General features: G+C 73.9%; 13 protein-coding genes. 11 read left to right on the top strand and 2 right to left on the bottom strand.

The annotated features are described in order from the left end of the window. Window positions 1-11: 11 nt before the first annotated feature. Window positions 12-929 (bottom strand): hypothetical protein, encoded by a 918-nt coding sequence (locus ACIO5D_RS34845; RefSeq protein WP_363608908.1) that lies wholly within the window; start codon window positions 927-929, stop codon window positions 12-14. Between the two features lie 291 nt (window positions 930-1,220). On the opposite strand from ACIO5D_RS34845, the gene ACIO5D_RS34840 reads away from it, so the two are divergent. The 6 genes from ACIO5D_RS34840 to ftsY all read left to right on the top strand — a co-directional run bounded on the left by ACIO5D_RS34840 (window position 1,221) and on the right by ftsY (window position 9,282). Then, window positions 1,221-2,588 carry a hypothetical protein gene (locus tag ACIO5D_RS34840; protein WP_400800100.1) on the top strand — a complete coding sequence of 456 codons (1,368 nt, stop codon included), beginning with the start codon at window positions 1,221-1,223 and terminating at the stop codon, window positions 2,586-2,588. 125 nt (window positions 2,589-2,713) lie between these two features. Further along, the gene (locus tag ACIO5D_RS34835) at window positions 2,714-3,202 is read left to right on the top strand and encodes a helix-turn-helix domain-containing protein (RefSeq protein ID WP_363608912.1); all 489 of its coding nucleotides are present in this window, start codon (window positions 2,714-2,716) and stop codon (window positions 3,200-3,202) included. A 38-nt stretch (window positions 3,203-3,240) separates the two neighbouring features. Next, window positions 3,241-3,540, top strand: a complete 300-nt coding sequence (locus tag ACIO5D_RS34830) for an acylphosphatase (protein WP_363608914.1) — start codon at window positions 3,241-3,243, stop codon at window positions 3,538-3,540. Window positions 3,541-3,977: 437 nt separating this feature from the next. Beyond that, window positions 3,978-4,181, top strand: coding sequence for a hypothetical protein (locus ACIO5D_RS34825; protein ID WP_030243474.1), 204 nt, complete (start codon window positions 3,978-3,980; stop codon window positions 4,179-4,181). Between the two features lie 188 nt (window positions 4,182-4,369). Next, window positions 4,370-8,011: a chromosome segregation protein SMC gene (gene smc, locus ACIO5D_RS34820; RefSeq protein ID WP_400800097.1), complete on the top strand. Its 3,642-nt coding sequence runs from the start codon at window positions 4,370-4,372 to the stop codon at window positions 8,009-8,011. Between the two features lie 71 nt (window positions 8,012-8,082). Continuing rightward, on the top strand, window positions 8,083-9,282 hold the full coding sequence (gene ftsY, locus ACIO5D_RS34815) for a signal recognition particle-docking protein FtsY (RefSeq protein WP_363608918.1): 1,200 nt from the start codon (window positions 8,083-8,085) through the stop codon (window positions 9,280-9,282). Window positions 9,283-9,414: 132 nt separating this feature from the next. On the opposite strand, the gene ACIO5D_RS34810 is transcribed toward ftsY, so the two are convergent. Continuing rightward, window positions 9,415-10,089, bottom strand: coding sequence for a bifunctional DNA primase/polymerase (locus tag ACIO5D_RS34810; protein WP_400658677.1), 675 nt, complete (start codon window positions 10,087-10,089; stop codon window positions 9,415-9,417). Window positions 10,090-10,700: 611 nt separating this feature from the next. Between ACIO5D_RS34810 and ACIO5D_RS34805 the strand changes: the two genes are divergently transcribed. The 5 genes from ACIO5D_RS34805 to ffh all read left to right on the top strand — a co-directional run bounded on the left by ACIO5D_RS34805 (window position 10,701) and on the right by ffh (window position 18,651). Then, window positions 10,701-12,155, top strand: a complete 1,455-nt coding sequence (locus ACIO5D_RS34805) for a hypothetical protein (RefSeq protein WP_363608922.1) — start codon at window positions 10,701-10,703, stop codon at window positions 12,153-12,155. Between the two features lie 372 nt (window positions 12,156-12,527). Next, complete coding sequence (locus ACIO5D_RS34800; RefSeq protein WP_400761492.1) at window positions 12,528-14,012, top strand: ammonium transporter; 1,485 nt, start codon at window positions 12,528-12,530, stop codon at window positions 14,010-14,012. Beyond that, window positions 14,009-14,347 (top strand): P-II family nitrogen regulator, encoded by a 339-nt coding sequence (locus tag ACIO5D_RS34795; RefSeq protein ID WP_363608924.1) that lies wholly within the window; start codon window positions 14,009-14,011, stop codon window positions 14,345-14,347. Before ACIO5D_RS34800 ends, ACIO5D_RS34795 begins: the two co-directional genes overlap by 4 nt. Before the next feature lie 97 nt (window positions 14,348-14,444). Further along, complete coding sequence (locus ACIO5D_RS34790; protein WP_400800094.1) at window positions 14,445-16,982, top strand: [protein-PII] uridylyltransferase; 2,538 nt, start codon at window positions 14,445-14,447, stop codon at window positions 16,980-16,982. Between the two features lie 100 nt (window positions 16,983-17,082). Further along, the gene (gene ffh / locus ACIO5D_RS34785; protein WP_363608996.1) at window positions 17,083-18,651 is read left to right on the top strand and encodes a signal recognition particle protein; all 1,569 of its coding nucleotides are present in this window, start codon (window positions 17,083-17,085) and stop codon (window positions 18,649-18,651) included. Window positions 18,652-18,677: the final 26 nt, after the last annotated feature.

The raw sequence follows: 18,677 nt of genomic DNA, 5'->3' as shown, positions 1-18,677 counted from the left end.
GCTCCGAGCCGTCAGTGCTTGGTGAGTTCGGGCTCGGCGGCGGTGTCGCCGAGGGCGCCGTGGGTGTCCTGGCCGAAGTAGGCGACGCCGACGGCGGAGACCACGGCGAGCAGGAAGCCGAGGACGCCGAGCCAGCCGAGGCCGGCCTTGGAGGAGTCGCCGAGCCACAGGACGCCGACCGCGCCGGGCAGGACGGTCTCGCCGACCACCAGGGCGGCGGTCGCGCCGTTCACCGAGCCGATCTGCAGCGCGACGGTGTGCACGTACATCCCGCCGAGGCCGCCGACCAGGATCGCGTACAGGGCCGGGTCGGAGAGCAGCCTGCCGAGCTCGAACGGGTCGACGCCGTTGAGGATGCGCACGCCGACGCCGAGGGCGCCGAAGCCGAGGCCGGAGAGCAGACCGGCGACGATCGCGCCGTTGGCGCCCATCCGCCGCACCAGCAGTCCGCCGCCGGCCAGCAGCACGGTGGTGATCGCCAGCAGCCCCCAGTGGAAGGCCATCGACGCGTGGTGGCCGCCCTCCGGGCCGGCCGAGACGGCCAGCAGCACCAGCGCCGAGCAGAGCACGCCGATCGACGCCCACTCCAGCTGCTTCAGCCGTATCCCGAGCAGCTTGATGCTCAGCACTGCGGTGATCACCAGGTTGGCGCTGATGATGGTCTGCGAGAGGAACAGCGGCAGCAGCCGGGCGGCCAGCGCCCCGAGCCCGAAACCGATCAGGTCGAGCACGGTGCCGACGATGAACTCCCAGGTGACCGCAGCCTTCGCGGTCGAGGAGAGGCTGGGCCCGCCGTGCTCGGTGACCCCGGCCGCGGAGCCCCGGGCGGCCTCCTCCCGGGCGGAGCGACGTGATCCGACGGCCTGCAGGACCGAGCCGGTGCCGTAACAGGCGGAGGCCGCCACGGCGGTGACGAGGCCGATGAACACCGAGTGCTCCGATCGAGAGAAGTGGTCAAGAGAAGGTCATGGGACAGGTGGTCCGGCACCACTATGCCTGGTGCCGGGGTAGCGTCAGGACGGGTGTGACCACGGTGGGCCCGCCGGGACGTACGACCGGGCCGGGGCCCGGGTTCCCGCCCCCGGGCAGGCTCAGGGGCGGCCGGGGGGAACATCATCCCGGAGGAGGGCGCCGCCCCCGGCGGACGATGGGGGTGCGCGGCGGTCCCCGTACGCGAAGGGTATGCCGTGCCGGGAGGCCGGCCGGGGTAGCGTCAAGGCATGAGAACCCTTGCTCGACGACGTTCCCGGGGCGCCGGGCCGCTGGCCCTCGTGGCGGCGGTGCTCGGGCTGTTGCTCCTGCTGGCGCCGACCGCCTCGGCGGCCGGCGGGCTGGACGATGCCGCCGCCGCTCTCAAGCAGGGCCGGGTGTACGTCGACCCGGCGATGGAAAGCCGGTTCGGCCAGAGCCAGGCCGACGCCCTGACCGCGAAGATCCGCAAGGCCGACAAGCCGATCTTCATCGCGGTGGTTCCGGCCGCCGATCCGTACGGCGCCACGACGGTCTTCACCGACCTGCGGACCAAGACCGGCATCACCGGCACCTACGGCATCTGGAGCGGCGACCAGTTCAAGGCCCGCTCCGACAAGTCCGCGCTGCCGAGCGTGAACGCGGAGCGGATCGCGGGCGCGTCCTTCCGTTCCCACCCGGGCGACATCGAGGCCGTCCTCAACGACTTCGTCGACACCGCCGCCCCGCAGGTCAAGGGCCACGGCGTGAACGGCGACAGCGGCAGCGGCGGCGTTTCGACCGCCGCGATCGTCGTCCCGCTGGCCCTGCTGGCGCTGGCCGGCACCGGGGTGTTCCTGCTCTTCCGCCGGGCCAAGCGACGCAAGGAGGAGCAGCGCCTGGCCGACCTGGCCCAGCTGCGCCAGGTGGTGGACGAGGACATCACCGCCTTCGGCGAGGAGCTGGACCGGCTCGACTTCAGCCCGGGTGCGGCGGACGCCGACGACACCCAGCGCGCCGACTACGCGCACGCCCTCGACTCGTACGAGCGGGCCAAGCGGAGCATGGACGAGGCGAAGGGGCCGGAGGACGTCAAGCCGGTCACCGAGGCGCTGGAGGACGGCCGGTTCTCGCTGGCCACGCTGGCGGCCCGGCGGGAGAAGCGGCCGCTGCCGGAGCGCCGTCCGCCGTGCTTCTTCGACCCCCGGCACGGCCCGTCCGTGCGGGACGCCGACTGGGCCCCGGCCGGCGGCGCGGCGCGCACCGTCCCGGTCTGCCAGGCGGACGCGGCCCGGCTCGCCGCCGGACAGGACCCGGACATCCGGACCGTCCCGACCGAGCACGGCCCGCAGCCGTACTGGAACGCCGGCCCGGCGTACGCGCCGTGGGCGGGCGGCTACTTCGGCGGCTTCGGCGGCGGGCTGCTGCCCGGGCTGCTGGTCGGCACCATGCTCGGCTCGATGATGAGCGGCCCGGCCTACGCGGCCGCGCCGATGATGGACGCCGGCTCGTCCTTCGAGGGCGGCGACTACTCCGGTGCGGACTTCAGCTCCGAGGACTTCGGCGGCGGTTTCGACGGCGGGGACTTCGGGGGCGGCGGGGACTTCGGCGGGGGCGGGGACTTCGGCGGAGGATTCTGAGCCGCCACCCGGTCGACCACGGACGGCCCCGCCGGTGACGGCGGGGCCGTCGTGCTGCCGGAGGCCGGCCGGGAGCGCCGGCCGATTGAGTTTGAGAACACAACCCGGTGTGGCAGGCTGGCCGGGTGACCTCCCGTACTCCTTCGGCCCTCCCCGGCCGGCCCTGCTCGATCGCCGCCGCCCTCCAGGTCGTCGGTGAGAAGTGGGCGCTGCTCGCCGTCCGCGAACTGTTCTACGGCAACCACCGCTTCGACCGGATCGCCCGTAACACCGGCGCCCCGCGCGACCGGCTGACCGCGCGGCTGCGCGCCCTGGAGGAGGCGGGCGTGGTGGAGCGCCGCGCCTACAGCGAGCGGCCGCCGCGCTACGAGTACCACCTCACCGAGGCGGGCCGGGACCTCGCGCCGCTCACCCAGGCGCTGCTCGGCTGGGGCGACCGCTGGCTCGCCCCCGAGCCGCCCGTGATCTTCGAGCACGCCCCCGAAGGGCACGAGCCGCACCCCTACGACCCGGCCTGGGTCTGCCGCACCTGCGGCGAGGAGGGGCGGCGGGGCGAGCTGGAGATGGAGATCCACAGCCCGGGCTGGACGGTGGAAGGGCCCGTGGAGCCCTGACCGGGCAGGCCGCGAGGGCGCCGGATAGGGTCTGGGGCATGCACGGTCGTGACGCGCACAGCGATGAACCGGTCCGGGCGACCGCCTGGGTGCGGGGCAAGGTCCAGCAGGTCGGCTTCCGCTGGTGGACCAGGGCGCGGGCGCTGGAGATCGGCCTGACCGGCTATGCGAGCAACCTCGGCGACGGCCGGGTCCAGGTGGTGGCCGAAGGGGCGGCCGTCGACTGCGAGGAACTGCTTGCCCTGCTCCGCGGCCCCGACACCCCCGGCGCCGTCACCGGGGTCACCGAGATCTGGACCGCCGTCGGCAGCGGCTATGAGGGCTTCGAGATCCGCTGAGCGGACCGCCGAACCGGCCGCCGGGCAGGGCGGTTGGGCCGGGCCTCCCACCGGGCCGCCCGAAACAACCGACCACCTTCGGTGTCATGCGGTTGCCATCCGGGCAGACTCGTGGTTGACTCCGCAGCGAACGATGATCCACGAGTACGCGGTGGACCGGCCCGAGACCGTCTGGCGTGACAGCACCGCCATGCAGGTGACAGGGGCGCGGTAGCGTGCGGTGATCGTGTTGACCCGTACAGTCTTTGGTGAGACGCTGGAAACCCGCGCACACGACCGCGTTTTCCCGGTAGGTGCACGCCCCGGTGAGCCCAGCTCACGGTGCGTGTGCCGCAGTGCCCAGCCAGCACTGCCGGTGGAGCGCCGCGCGTGCGTCACCCTTCCCCCTAGACCAGTACCGTTCCGGTTCGGTCACTCAGCGTGGAGGACCATTCATCATGGCAAAGGCGCTTCTCGGGTACGTCGGCGGCCCCGACCCGCGAATGCTTTCCGAGATGCGACGGCTTCAGCAGCGCGTCCAGGACCTTGAATCCGAGCTTCTTCGGATGCAGGCCGAGAACGACGCTCTCACCGCTGTCGCTGACGAGCACTCGCTGCTCAACAGCATCGATCTGGATCAGCGGGAGCCGGCTCTCACCTGAGTCCCGCCCGGTCCTCACAGATCGACGCCGCTGTGCACCGAGCCGCCCCGAAAGGGACGCAGCTTGCAAGGGACGCCCTGAGTGGCGTCCCTTCGTCGTGTCCGCGTCGTGTCCGCGCACGGAACCGGCGGGTCCGGCCGGATACAGTCGCCGCTGGGGGCCCGGGCGAGCGATGAGGAGACCGGCGCGTGCACCTGAAGAGTCTGACGCTGCGCGGGTTCAAATCCTTCGCCTCCGCCACCACCCTGCGCTTCGAGCCCGGGATCACCTGCGTGGTCGGCCCCAACGGCTCCGGCAAGTCGAACGTCGTCGACGCCCTGTCCTGGGTGATGGGGGAGCAGGGCGCCAAGTCGCTGCGCGGCGGCAAGATGGAGGACGTCATCTTCGCCGGGACCAGCGGGCGCGCCCCGCTCGGCCGCGCCGAGGTCAGTCTCACCATCGACAACTCCGACGGCGCGCTGCCGATCGACTACGCCGAGGTGACCATCACCCGGACGATGTTCCGCAACGGTGGCAGCGAGTACGCGCTCAACGGCACCACCTGCCGGCTGCTCGACATCCAGGAACTGCTCTCCGACTCCGGTATCGGCCGCGAGATGCACGTCATCGTCGGCCAGGGCCAGCTGGACTCCGTACTGCACGCCGACCCGATGGGGCGCCGGGCCTTCATCGAGGAGGCCGCCGGCGTCCTCAAGCACCGCAAGCGCAAGGAGAAGGCGCTGCGGAAACTGGACGCGATGCAGGTCAACCTCAACCGGGTCCAGGACCTGGTGGCCGAACTGCGCCGCCAGCTCGGCCCGCTCGGCCGACAGGCCAGGATCGCCCGCCGGGCCGCGGGCATCCAGGCCGATCTGCGCGACGCCCGGCTGCGGCTGCTCGCCGACGACCTGCTCACCCTGCGCCGGGCCGTCGAGGCGGAGACCGCCGACGAACAGGCGCTCACCCTGCGCCGCTCCACCGTCGAGCGGGAACTCGCCCACGCGGTGCGGCGCGAAGCCGTACTGGAAGCCCAGATCCAGCAGCTCGGCCCGAGCCTGGAGACGGCCCGGCAGACCTGGTACCGGCTCTCCGCCCTCGCCGAACGCACCCGCGGCACCCTCGGACTGGCCGAGGCCAGGGCCCGGCACGCGGCCGCCGGCGGGCAGGCCGAGGAGCGGCGCGGGCGCGACCCGGAGGAACTGGAGCGGGAGGCGGGGCGCGTCCGGGAGGAGGAGGCCGAACTGGCCGAGGCGCTGGCGGAGGCCCAGTACGCGCTGGCCGAGGCGGTCGAGACCAGGGGAGCGCTGGAACGCGCGCTGGCCGAGGAGGAACGCCGGCTGAAGGGCGTCGCCCGGGCCATCGCGGACCGCCGGGAGGGCCTGGCCCGGCTGCAGGGGCAGTCGGCGGCCGCGCGGTCCAAGGCGGCGGCGGCCGAGGCCGAGATCGGCCGGCTCACCGAGGCCCGGGACGACGCGCTGCTGCGGGCCGGGGCCGCCCAGCGCGAGTACGAGGAACTGCGCGAGCAGGTCGACGCGCTGGCGGTGGACGACGACCAGGCCGACGCCGCGCACGAGGCCGCCCGGGAACGGCTCGCCCGGGTCGAGGGCGACCTCACCGCCGCCCGCGAGGCGGTCGGCGCGGCCGAACGCGAGCGGGCCGGGCTCACCGCGCGGCACGAGACGCTCGCCCTGGGGCTGCGCCGCAAGGACGGCAGCGGAGCCCTGCTCGCGGCCGGTGACCGGCTGACCGGTCTGCTGGGCCCGGCGGCCGCGCTGCTGCGGATCGAACCCGGCGCCGAGGCGGCCGTCGCGGCCGCGCTCGGCGTGGCCGCGGACGCGGTGGCCGCCGACTCGCCCGCTACGGCCGCCGAGGCGCTGCGCCTGCTGCGCGAGGAGGACTCCGGGCGGGCCGCCCTGCTGATCGCCGGAGCCGCCGAACCCGACCACGTCGTGGGGGAGTTGCCCGCAGGTGCCCGCTGGGCCGCCGAACTGGTCGACGGCCTGCCGGGGTTGCGGTCGGCCGCGCGTGCCCTGCTGGACCGGACCGTGCTGGTCGGCTCGCTCGACGAGGCGCTGCAACTGATCCACGAGCGGCCTGGGTTGACCGCCGTCACGGTCGACGGCGACCGGCTCGGCGCGGGGTTCGCGCACGGCGGATCCGGTGGTGCGCCCAGTCTGCTGGAGACCCAGGCCGCGGTGGACGAGACCGCCCGGGCGATCGCCGAACTTGCCGTCCAGTGCGCGGAGTCCGCCGAGCGGCTGGATCAACTCACGGAGCTGCGAAGGGAGTCGGCCGCTGAACTGGAGCGGCTGGCGGCCCGGCGGCGGCAGGCCGGGAAGGACCGGGCCGAGGTGGCGGGCGCGCTCGGCCGGCTCGGCGGGCAGGCCCGCGCCGCCGCCGGCGAGGCCGAACGGCTGGCGGCCGCCGCCGCCCGGGCCGAGGACGGCCTGGCGCAGCTGCTGGCCGGTGCCGAGGAACTGGCCGAACGGCTCGCGGCGGCCGAGGAGTCGGCGGACGCGGGGGATGACGAGCCGGACACCACCGAGCAGCAGCGGCTGGCCGACGCCGCCGCCCGGGCCCGGCAGACCGAACTGGAGGCCCGACTCGCGGTACGCACCCACGAGGAGCGGGTCCGCGCCCTCACCGGCCGGGCGGACCAGCTGGACCGGGCCGCCCGGGCCGAGCGCGAGGCGCGCGCCCGGGCCGCCGAGCGCCGCCGGCGCGCCGAGCACGACGCCGGGGTGGCGAACGCCGTCGCGGCGGGCGCCCGGCAGCTGCTGGCCTGCGTGGAGGTGTCGCTGGCCCGCGCGGACACCGAGCGGGCGGCCGCCGAGCAGGCGCGCGCCGAACGGGAGACGGAGCTGCGGGACCACCGCGAGCACGGGCGCGGGCTCAAGGCCGAGCTGGACAAGCTGGTCGACGCCGGGCACCGGGACGAGGTGCTGCGAGCGGAGAAGCGGCTGCGGATCGAACAGGTGGAGACCCGGGCGCTGGAGGAGTTCGGCATCGGGGGCGACGAACTGCTCGCCTCCTACGGCCCTGAGCAGCTCGTCCCGCCGACGCCCGCGGCGCCGGACGCCGACGGCAGCGCGGCGGAGGGTCAGGAGCAGGGCGAGCCGCGCCCGTTCGTCCGGGCCGAGCAGGAGAAGCGGCTGAAGGCGGCCGAGAAGGCGTACCAGCAGCTCGGCAAGGTGAACCCGCTCGCGCTGGAGGAGTACGCGGCGCTGGAGGAGCGGCACCGCTTCCTCGGCGAACAGCTGGACGACCTCAAGCGCGGCCGGCGCGACCTGCTGGACATCGTCAAGGACGTGGACGAGCGGGTCGAGCAGCTGTTCACCTCGGCCTACCACGACACCGCCGCCCAGTTCGAGGGCGTGTTCTCCCGGCTCTTCCCGGGTGGGGAGGGGCGGCTGGTACTGACCGACCCGGACTCCATGCTGACCACGGGCGTCGAGGTGGAGGCCCGTCCGCCGGGCAAGAAGGTCAAGCGGCTCTCGCTGCTCTCCGGCGGCGAGCGCTCGCTCACCGCGGTGGCGCTGCTGGTGTCGATCTTCAAGGCCAGGCCCAGCCCGTTCTACGTGATGGACGAGGTGGAGGCGGCGCTCGACGAGACCAACCTGCGCCGGCTGATCGGGATCATGGAGGAGCTGAGGGAGAGCTCCCAGCTGATCGTGATCACCCACCAGAAGCTGACCATGGAGTCCGCCGACGCCCTCTACGGCGTGACCATGAAGGGCGACGGCATCTCCCAGGTGATCAGCCAGCGCCTGCGCGAGGGGGCGCCTCCCGGCCGCCGGACCGGGGGAGAGCACCGGGAGCGGCCGAAGACGGTCCGACCCGCATCGGTCTAGGGCCAGTTCGACGACTGGCCCTACGCCGCCTGCGGTCCGCCCGGGTCCCGGTCACGGATACTGGGGGGGTTATGGAATACGTGATCCTTGCCGTAGTCATCGCCGTGGTCGCCATCGGCGCGATCGCCGGCCTCGTCGTTTCCGGCAGACGACGCCAGCAGCTGCCCCCGAAGTCGCCGGCGCCGGTCATCACGGCGCCCCCGACCCCGCAGGAGCCCCAGGTCGGCGACGAGTCCGCGCCGCCGACCGAGGAGCCCAGACGCACCGTCGAGGAGGTGGAGCTCCCCGAGGCCGAGGCCGTCCCCGCGCCGGCCGAGGCCGAGGAGGCTCCGGCCCTCGAAGTCCCCGAGCCCACCGCAGGCCGACTCGTCCGGCTGCGCTCCCGGCTCTCCCGCTCGCAGAACTCGCTCGGCAAGGGCCTGCTCACGCTGCTCTCGCGTGAGCGCCTGGACGAGGACACCTGGGAGGAGATCGAGGAGACCCTGCTGACCGCCGACGTCGGCGTCGCCCCCACCCAGGAGCTGGTCGATCGGCTCCGCACCCGGGTGAAGGTGCTCGGCACCCGTACCCCGGAAGACCTGCGCGGCCTGCTGCGCGAGGAACTGGTCGAGCTGATCGGCACCGAAGCCGACCGCACCGTGCACTCCACCAGGCACGCGGAGGGCCCGGCCGTGGTCCTGGTGGTCGGCGTCAACGGCGTCGGCAAGACCACCACCACCGGCAAGCTGGCCCGGGTCCTGGTCGCCGACGGCCGCAAGGTGGTGCTCGGCGCCGCCGACACCTTCCGGGCCGCCGCCGCCGACCAGCTGCAGACCTGGGGCGAGCGGGTCGGCGCGCGGACCGTACGCGGCCCGGAGGGCGGTGACCCGGCCTCGATCGCGTTCGACGCGGTCAAGGAGGGCATCGCCGAGGGCGCCGACACCGTGCTGGTGGACACCGCCGGCCGACTGCACACCAAGACCGGCCTGATGGACGAGCTGGGCAAGGTCAAGCGGGTGGTCGAGAAGCACGGCCCGGTGGACGAGGTGCTGCTGGTGCTGGACGCCACCACCGGTCAGAACGGCCTGATCCAGGCCCGGGTCTTCGCCGAGGTGGTCGACATCACCGGCATCGTGCTGACCAAGCTGGACGGCACGGCCAAGGGCGGCATCGTGGTCGCCGTGCAGCGGGAGCTGGGCGTCCCGGTCAAGCTGATCGGTCTCGGCGAGGGCGCCGACGACCTGGCGCCGTTCGAGCCGGGCGCGTTCGTCGACGCGCTGATCGGGGACTGACCCCCGTCTCGGTGAAGAAGGGTCCGCTCCGCGAGGGGCGGGCCCTTCGGCGTTGTCCGGACCAGGGCGAGCCCGTCCGGACGTCCTCGGCGCGGTCCGGGCGCCCGGGGGAGCGGAGCGCCCGGCGCCCGGTCAGGAGGCGAGCCAGGCGGGTTCGGCGGTGCGCTCGCGGCTGCGGTGACAGGCGTAGGCGAGCGTGCCGAGCAGCAGCCGGGCCTCGGGCGGGCAGCCGGCGTTGTCGCGGGTGGGCCGGCGCAGCCAGCGCACCGGGCCGAGGCCGCGGAGCACGGTGGGCGGCGCGGCGACATAGCCGCCCTCGCCGTGGCAGGTGAGGTCCAGGGCGGCGTCGTCCCATCCCATCCGGTACAGCAGGTCGGGCAGCCGGCGGGCGGTGCCGGCCGCGACCAGGAACTGGAGCCGGCCGGTGGGGGTGGCGAGCACCGGGCCGATCTGGGTGCCCATCCGCTCCAGCCGGACCAGGGCCTGGAGGCCGGCCTGCTCGGGGACGTCCAGGACGTCGAAGGCCCGGCCGGTGGGGAACAGGACCGAGTCGTCCGCGTCGGGCCGCCCGGCGGGCCGACGGCCGGACCCGGGGTGCAGACCGGGCGCGCCGCAGCGGGGGGTGCCGCACTGGCAGCGGGCCGGGGCGCTGCCGGAGCCGGCCGGGCCGCCGACGGCGACCGCCCAGCCCCAGCGGCCGGTGTACTCCGCGGCGGCCCGGGACGCGGTGACGCGGGTGCGGCGGCGCGCGCCCAGCTGTGTCAGCCGCAGGTGTCCCAGCCGAAGTTCGCCGAACAGGTTGTCCATGCCTCCCCCAACAGATTCAGGTAGCCGATGGTTACGGGATGGTGACTGTGTGTTGCGTGATGGTTGCGTCGTGCGTGGTGCGGTAGCGGCGCGCAGCGCGTGGCGTGCGCCTGTTGCGACGGTGTGCCTCGGGCGCCGCCTTGTGGCCGGCGGTGTCGATGCCCGATCGTCGGGAGGGTGGGGCGGCCGGCGAGGAGTCGGGTGTCAAACTCGCCTGTGGTTGTTGTGGGTTGCGATGATTTCGGGGTGTGCCGGGGCGGACTTGGCGGCCTGCATATGCCGGACGGTCGGACCTCTCCAGTGAAGCGTGCGGGGCCTGGCTTCGGTTCACTCCTGGGGGTGGCGAAAGGTGGCGTTTCGCCAGGGCCGCTCCCTCGGGCAGCCGGCGGGGCATTACGTTCAGCACACGGACATCGTCGGGGAGTCCGCTCCGGGCCATCTACGGACGGGAGTTGGGAGAACTGACGAACCGTCCGTGGCGATGGCGCACCAGTACGACAACTGATACGGCAGCAACCTCGGATACGGCACGTCTGGCAAGAGCCCGCAACCGTCGGGCGGACACGATCGGGGGCCCCTCAGCAGGGGCCGGGCGGGATGGGGACATTCCCATGGCAGAGAAGCAACCCAATGAGAAGCTGACCACGTGGTTCGGCCGCAGCGGCTGGTCCAAGGGCGAGTTGGCCCGCCAGGTCAACCGCAGGGCCCGTCAGATCGGTGCCCACCATGTGTCCACGGACACCTCGCGGGTGCGCCGCTGGCTCGACGGTGAGCAGCCCCGAGAACCTATCCCAAAGATCATGTCGGAACTGTTCTCCGAGCGTTTCGGCTCGGTGGTCTCCATCGAGGACCTCGGCCTGCGCGCCGCCATCCCGGTCTCCACCGTGGGCGGCGGCGTCGACCTGCCGTGGAGCGCGCCCCAGACCGTTCAGCTGATCAGCGACTACTCCCGCAGCGACCTGATGCTCAACCGGCGGGGTTTCCTGGGCACCTCGCTCGCCCTGACCGCCGGTGCCGCGCTGATCGAGCCCATGCAGCGCTGGCTCGCCCCGGGCCCGAGCGGCGTGCCCACCCCGATCCTCACCGCGGCCAACGGCGGCGAGCCGTTCACCGGCCGGCTCTCCGAGCCCGAGCTGGAACTGCTGGAACAGACCACCGTCATGTTCCGCCAGTGGGACGCCCAGAACGGCGGCGGGCTGCGCCGCAAGGCCGTCGTCGGCCAGCTCCACGAGGTCACCGACCTGCTCCAGGAGACGTACCCCGAGCAGACCACCAAGCGGCTGTTCCGGCTCACCGCCGAACTGGCCCACCTGGCCGGCTGGATGTCGTACGACGTCGGGATGCACCCCAGCGCGCAGAAGTACTACGTGCTGGCGCTGCACGCCGCCAAGGAGGCCGGCGACCGCCCGTTCGGCGCGCTCATCCTCACCGACATGAGCCGCCAGATGATCCACCTCAACCGCGGCGAGGACGCCCTGGAGCTGATCCACCTCGCCCAGTACGGCAGCCGCGACACCGCCACCCCGCGCCAGCAGTCGCTGCTGTACGCGATGGAGGCGCGCGCCTACGCCACCATCGGCGAGGTGAACCGCTGCGCCCGGGCCGTCCGGCTGGCCGAGGACACCTTCACCGACATCCGCGAGGGCGACGGCGACCCGGACTGGCTGAAGTTCTTCTCGCCCGCCGAGCTGAACGCCGAGAACGCGCACTCCTTCCGCGACCTCGCCTACCACTCCGACCAGGCCGAGCTGTACGCCTCGATGTCCGCCCCGGTGATGGAGCGCGCGGTGGACCTCTTCCGCCAGGACGGTGACCACGTCCGCTCGTACGCCTTCAACCTGATCGGCATGGCCAGCGTGCACCTGCTGCAGAAGGAGCCGGAGCAGGCCGCGGCGATGGCCGAGCAGGCGGTGGACATCGCCACCAAGGTGCGCTCGGAGCGGCTCAACTCCCGGGTGCGCAAGACCACCGAGGCCGCCGCCTCCCGGTTCAGGGGCGTGGACGCGGTCAGCCGGCTCAAGGAGCGGGTGGTCCAGGACATTCCGGAGTACGTCTCGGTGGTCTGACCCGCGCCGGGCCACCCCCCCACGGGCCTCCGTCGAGGCCCCGCCCGCCCCGCCGACCGTGACGGCCGCCGCCGTCACGGTCGGCGGCATGTCCGGCGGCTCCGGCGGTATGTCCGGCACATGGCGCACGGGCGCCCGGCGCCCGGCGCGCCGCACCGCCCGGGCCCGCCGCGCGCGGCACGATAGCCGGTCCGGAGGCCCGGCGCGGCCGCGGTTCACGCAGGCGTAACCCCCGCGTCGCCGTCGTCACGGCCGCGAAACAACGGGCCGCACCGGCTGAAACCGGCCTTCGGCACGCTCCATCTCATCGCCGACACCCCGGGTACACGGGTAACCCGGGTGTGGAGCGGCTTCCACCATGAGGAGACGCCGATGCCGGACGGCTTCAGCGCGGGCGACACCGCCTTCGTGCTCATCAGTGCGGCCCTGGTCATGTTGATGACCCCGGGCCTGGCCTTCTTCTACGGAGGCATGGTCAGGGCCAAGAGCACGCTCAACATGCTGGCGATGAGCTTTCTCTCGCTCGGCATCGTCAGCGTGCTCTGGGTCCTCTACGGGTACTCGCTCAGCTTCGGCCCCGACGCGGGTGCCGGCCTGATCGGCAACCTGGACTTCCTCGGCCTGCACGGCATCGGCCTGAACGACCTCACCGGGACGATCCCCGTCACCGCGTTCTCCGCCTTCCAGCTGATGTTCGCGATCATCACCCCGGCCCTGATCAGCGGCGCCGTCGCGGACCGCGCCAGATTCGCCGCCTGGGGCCTGTTCATCGCGCTCTGGGTGACCGTGGTCTACTTCCCGGTCGCGCACTGGGTGTTCTTCTTCGACGGCGGCAAGGGCGGCTGGCTCGGCGACCGCAACGGCGTGATCGACTTCGCCGGCGGCACCGCCGTGCACATCAACGCGGGCGTCGCGGGTCTGGCCCTCTGTCTGGTGCTGGGCAGGCGGATCGGCTTCCGGAAGGACCCGATGCGCCCGCACAGCCTGCCGCTGGTGATGCTCGGCTCCGGGCTGCTCTGGTTCGGCTGGTTCGGCTTCAACGCCGGTTCGGCGCTGGCCGCCAACGGCGTCGCCGCGATGGCGCTGGTCAACACCCAGGTCGCCACGGCGGCCGCGCTGCTCGGCTGGCTGGTCTACGAGAAGCTGCGGCACGGCGCGTTCACCACGCTGGGCGCCGCCTCCGGCGCGGTGTCCGGCCTGGTCGCCATCACCCCCGCCTGCGGCTCGGTCAGCCCGCTCGGCGCGGTGGCGATCGGTCTGGTCGCGGGTGCGGTCTGCGCCGCCGCGATCAGCCTCAAGTACCGCTTCGGCTTCGACGACTCGCTCGACGTGGTCGGTGTGCACGCGGTCGGCGGCGCGATCGGCTCGCTGCTGGTCGGCCTCTTCGCCACCGGCACGGTCGGCCAGACCGCCAAGGGCCTGTTCTACGGCGGCGGCCCGGGACAGCTCGGCAAGCAGGCGATGGGCGTGGCGGTGGTCGGCGGGTACTCCTTCGTGCTCTCCTGGCTGCTCGCCAAGGCGATCGACCGCACGGTCGGGTTCCGGGTCGCCGACGAGGTCGAGCTCGCCGGCATCGACCAGGCCGAGCACGCCGAATCCGCCTACGACTTCAGCGCGATGGGCGCCGGCCTGGCCAGGACCGCCTTCGTCTCCGTACCGGTCTCCGTCGCTGTCTCCGCTCCCGCCGCGGTCGTGGTGGCCGACCCGCTCCGGACCTCCCCCGCCCCGGCGCCCGCCGCGGCCGTGGTCGCCGGTCTGGCCAGGACCGCTCCCGCTCCCGCCCCCGCCGCGGCCGTGGTCGCCGCGGTCGAGTCCGTCGCCGAGGCCGCCGAGAAGAACGGGGCCGATGCCCAGTGAAGCTGATCACCGCAGTCATCAAGCCGCACCGCCTGGACGACGTGAAGGCCGCCCTGCAGGCCTTCGGAGTGCACGGCCTGACCGTCATCGAGGCCAGCGGCTACGGCCGCCAGCGCGGCCACACCGAGGTCTACCGGGGCGCGGAGTACCAGGTGGACCTGGTGCCCAAGGCCAGGATCGAGGTGCTGGTCGAGGACGAGGACGCCGATCAGCTGATCGACGTCCTGGTGAAGGCCGCCCGGACCGGAAAGATCGGCGACGGCAAGGTCTGGAGCGTCCCGGTCGACACGGCCGTCCGGGTCCGCACCGGCGAGCGCGGCCCCGACGCCCTCTAGCATTCAGCTCGATCAACCCGCGGGCGGGCCCGCGACCACCCGGTGGTCGCCGGTCCGCTGACGGCGCATCAGCCCAGGACGACGGACGGGGACCCGTATGACCGCCGAGACCTCTCCTCCCCCCTCACCCGACGACGGGCACCAGGGGACCGGCCCGCCCGCCGACTACGCCGCCGCCCGGGCCGGGCTGCTGGCCGCCCCCGGTCCCACCGGTGACGCCCGCCGCACCGCGCTGGCCGCGCTCACCGACGACTGGCTGGGCGGCCTGCTCACGGCGGCCGGCGCCCCGGCCGGCGTCGCCCTGGTCGCCGTCGGCGGCTACGGACGCGGCGAACTGTCGCCCCGCAGCGACCTCGACGTGCTGCTGCTGCACGACGGCCCGCTCGACCCGGAGCTGCCCGAGCGCATCTGGTACCCCGTCTGGGACAGTGGCGCCGCCCTCGACCACTCGGTGCGCACCCTCGCCCAGGCCCGGACCGTCGCCGCCGCCGACCTCAAGGCCCAGCTCGGCCTGCTGGACGCCCGGCACATCGCCGGGGACCCGGCGCTCACCGAGGCCCTGCGCTCCGCCGTCCTCGGCGACTGGCGCGCGAGCGCCCCCCGGCGCCTGCCCGAGCTGCGCGAACTCGCCCGGGAGCGGGCCGAGCGGCACGGCGAGCTGTCCTTCCTGCTGGAGCCCGACCTCAAGGAGGCCAGGGGCGGCCTGCGCGACGTGGTCACACTCGACGCGATCGCCGCCAGCTGGCTGGCCGACGCCCCCCGGGACGGTCTGGACGCCGCCGCGCTGCGGCTGGCCGACGTACGCGACGCCCTGCACCTGGCCACCGGCCGGGCCACCGAGCGGCTCAGCCTCCAGGACCAGGACCAGGTGGCCGAGCGGCTCGGGGTGCTGGACGCCGACACCCTGCTGCGCCAGGTGTACGAGGCCGCCCGCACCGTCGCCTACGCGAGCGATGTCACCTGGCGGGCGGTGGACCGGGTGCTCGCCGCCCGCTCCGCCCGGGGCCGGCGGTCGTCGCGGCTCTCCTTCCCCTTCACCGGCGCCGGGCGCGGCGCCGGCGCGGTGGCCCGGGGCGCGGTCCGGCGCCGCCCGCTCGCCGAGGGCGTGGTCGAGCAGGACGGCGAGGCGGTGCTCGCCCAGGGTGCCCGCCCGGCCGCCGATCCGGTGCTGCCGCTGCGCGCCGCGGCCGCCGCCGCCCAGAACGGGCTGACCGTCTCGTACGCGACGGTGCGCCGGCTGGCCGCCGAGTGCCGTCCGCTGCCGGTGCCCTGGCCGGACGAGGCGCGCGAGCAACTGGTCACCCTGCTGGGCGCGGGCGAGGCGTGCATCCCGGTCTGGGAGGCGCTGGAGGCGGAGGGGCTGATCACCCGGCTGCTGCCGGACTGGGAGCGGGTGCGCTGCCGGCCGCAGCGCAACGCGGTGCACCGCTGGACGGTGGACCGGCACCTGGTGGAGACGGCGGTCCGGGCCGCGGCGATGACCCGCCGGGTGGCCAGACCCGACCTGTTGCTGGTCGCCGCGCTGCTGCACGACCTCGGCAAGGGCCTGCCCGGCGACCACAGCGAGGCGGGTGAGGTGATCGTCCGCGATGTGGCCGTCCGGATGGGTTTCGACGAGGACGACACGGAGACTCTGGCGGTGCTGGTCCGCCATCATCTGGCCCTGGTGGAGACCGCGACCCGGCGGGACCTGGACGACCCGGCCACCGTGGAGGCGATCACCAAGGCGGTCGGCACCCCGGCGCGGCTGGAGCTGCTGCACGCGCTGACCGAGGCCGATGCCACCGCCACCGGCCCCGCCGCCTGGAGCAGCTGGCGGGCCTCGCTGGTGGACGGCCTGGCCGCCCGGGCCGCGGCCCAGCTGGCCGGCGGGCAGCCGGGCCGGGCGGAGGCCGAGCCGACCGCGGAGCAGGAGCGGCTCGCGGTGGAGGCCGCCCGGACCGGCGGGCCGGCGCTCACGCTGCTGGCCCAGGCCGGGCCGGAGGTCCCGGGGCCGGGCCGGGAGGGTGCCGGGCCGGCGGGCACCGAACCGATGGGAGTCCGGCTGACCCTGGCCGTACCGGACCGGCCGGGTCTGCTCGGCACGGTCGCCGGGGTGCTCGCGCTGCACCGGCTGACCGTCCGCTCGGCAGGCCTGCGCGAGCTGGACCCGATCGGCGCGGGCGCGGTGCTGCTGCTCTCCTGGACGGTGGCCGCCGAGTTCGGCGAGCTGCCGGAGGCGGCCCGGCTGCGGGCCGATCTGCGCCGGGCGCTGGACGGTTCACTGGACGTCTCGCGCCGGCTCGCCGAGCGTGACGCGGCCACCCCGCGCCGACCCGGCATCCCCACCCCGCCGCCGCTGGTCGCGGTCGCGCCCGCGGCGGCCTCGGCCACCGCGACGGTGCTGGAGGTCCGCGCCCATGACGCCCCCGGCCTGCTGCACCGGATCGGCCGGGCGCTGGACGGGGCCGGTGTCCGGGTCAGGACCGCGTACGTCAGCACGCTCGGCGCGGACGCCGTCGACTCCTTCTACCTGACCGACGTGGCGGGCCGGCCGCTCTCGGCCCGGCGGGCCGGGGAGGTGGCGGCGGCCGTGCGGGCCGCGCTGGTCCGAGGACCGGACGCCGGGCCGAGCACCGGCCGAACGGCGTACTGAACACCGGGTGAACCCGGGTGGAGACCGTACCCGGGGCGGCCGGATACCCTGGGGGGCGACGACCGTACCGATACCGATGCCGCAGAGGACCCGCGACGACGTGTTCGACACCCTTTCCGATCGCCTCGCAGCGACGTTCAAGAACCTCCGGGGCAAGGGCCGCCTCAGCGAGGCGGACATCGACGCCACCGCCCGCGAGATCCGCATCGCGCTGCTGGAGGCGGACGTTGCGCTGCCGGTCGTGCGGGCCTTCATCAAGCAGGTCAAGGAGCGGGCACTCGGTGTCGAGGTCTCCGGCGCGCTGAACCCCGCGCAGCAGATCATCAAGATCGTCAACGAGGAGCTCATCGCCATCCTCGGTGGCGAGACGCGCCGGGTGAAGTTCGCCAAGAACGGCCCGACGGTGATCATGCTCGCCGGTCTCCAGGGTGCCGGTAAGACCACCCTCGCGGGCAAGCTCGGCCACTGGCTGAAGACGCAGAAGCACACCCCGCTGCTGGTCGCCTGCGACCTCCAGCGCCCCAACGCCGTCAACCAGCTCCAGGTCGTCGCCGACCGCGCGGGCGTGGCCTTCTACGGCCCGCAGCCGGGCAACGGCGTGGGCGACCCGGTGCAGGTCGCCCGGGACTCGATCGAGTACGCCAAGCAGAAGCAGTACGACGTCGTCATCGTCGACACCGCCGGCCGCCTGGGCATCGACGCCGAGCTGATGCAGCAGGCCGCCGACATCCGGGCCGCGGTCAACCCGGACGAGGTCCTGTTCGTCGTCGACGCGATGATCGGCCAGGACGCGGTCACCACCGCGCAGGCCTTCCTCGACGGCGTCGACTTCACCGGTGTGGTGCTCTCCAAGCTCGACGGCGACGCCCGCGGTGGTGCCGCCCTGTCGGTCGCGCACGTCACCGGCCGGCAGATCATGTTCGCCTCCAACGGCGAGAAGGTCGACGACTTCGACGCCTTCCACCCCGACCGGATGGCCTCGCGCATCCTCGGCATGGGCGACGTGCTCTCGCTGATCGAGAAGGCCGAGCAGACCTTCTCGCAGGCCGAGGCCGAGAAGATCGCCTCCAAGCTGCAGGGCGGCGGCAAGGACTTCACGCTCGACGACTTCCTGGACCAGCTGGAGCAGGTCCGGAAGATGGGCTCGATCTCCAAGCTGCTGGGCATGCTGCCCGGCATGGGCCAGATCCGCGAGCAGATCAACAACATCGACGACAAGGACGTCGACCGGGTCGGCGCCATCATCAAGTCGATGACCCCGGCCGAGCGGACCGACCCGAAGATCATCAACGGCTCGCGCCGGCTGCGCATCGCCAAGGGTTCGGGCGTCGGCGTCGGCGAGGTCAACAACCTGGTCGAGCGGTTCTTCGAGGCCCGCAAGATGATGTCCGCGATGGCCTCCGGCAAGGGCATGCCCGGCATGCCGGGGATCCCGGGCATGGGCGGCGGCTCGAAGAAGTCCGCCAAGAAGGCCCCGCAGGCCAAGGGCAAGCGCAAGAGCGGCAACCCGCTGAAGCGCGCGCAGGAGGAGGCCGCGGCCGCCCAGCGCCGCGCCCTGGGCCCGGGGGCCGGCCAGGCCCCGGCCGACGGCGGCGGCGCGTTCGGCCTCGGCGCGGGCAAGGGCCCGGCCGACTTCGAGCTGCCCAAGGAGTTCAAGGACCTGCTGTAGACCCTGCGGCCGGTGCGGAACCGAGG

This window comes from Kitasatospora sp. NPDC087315, assembly GCF_044744345.1.
Lineage (GTDB): Bacteria > Actinomycetota > Actinomycetes > Streptomycetales > Streptomycetaceae > Kitasatospora.
The sequence above is the reverse complement of the archived record's forward strand: the minus strand, read 5'-3'. Positions and strand labels throughout refer to the sequence as shown.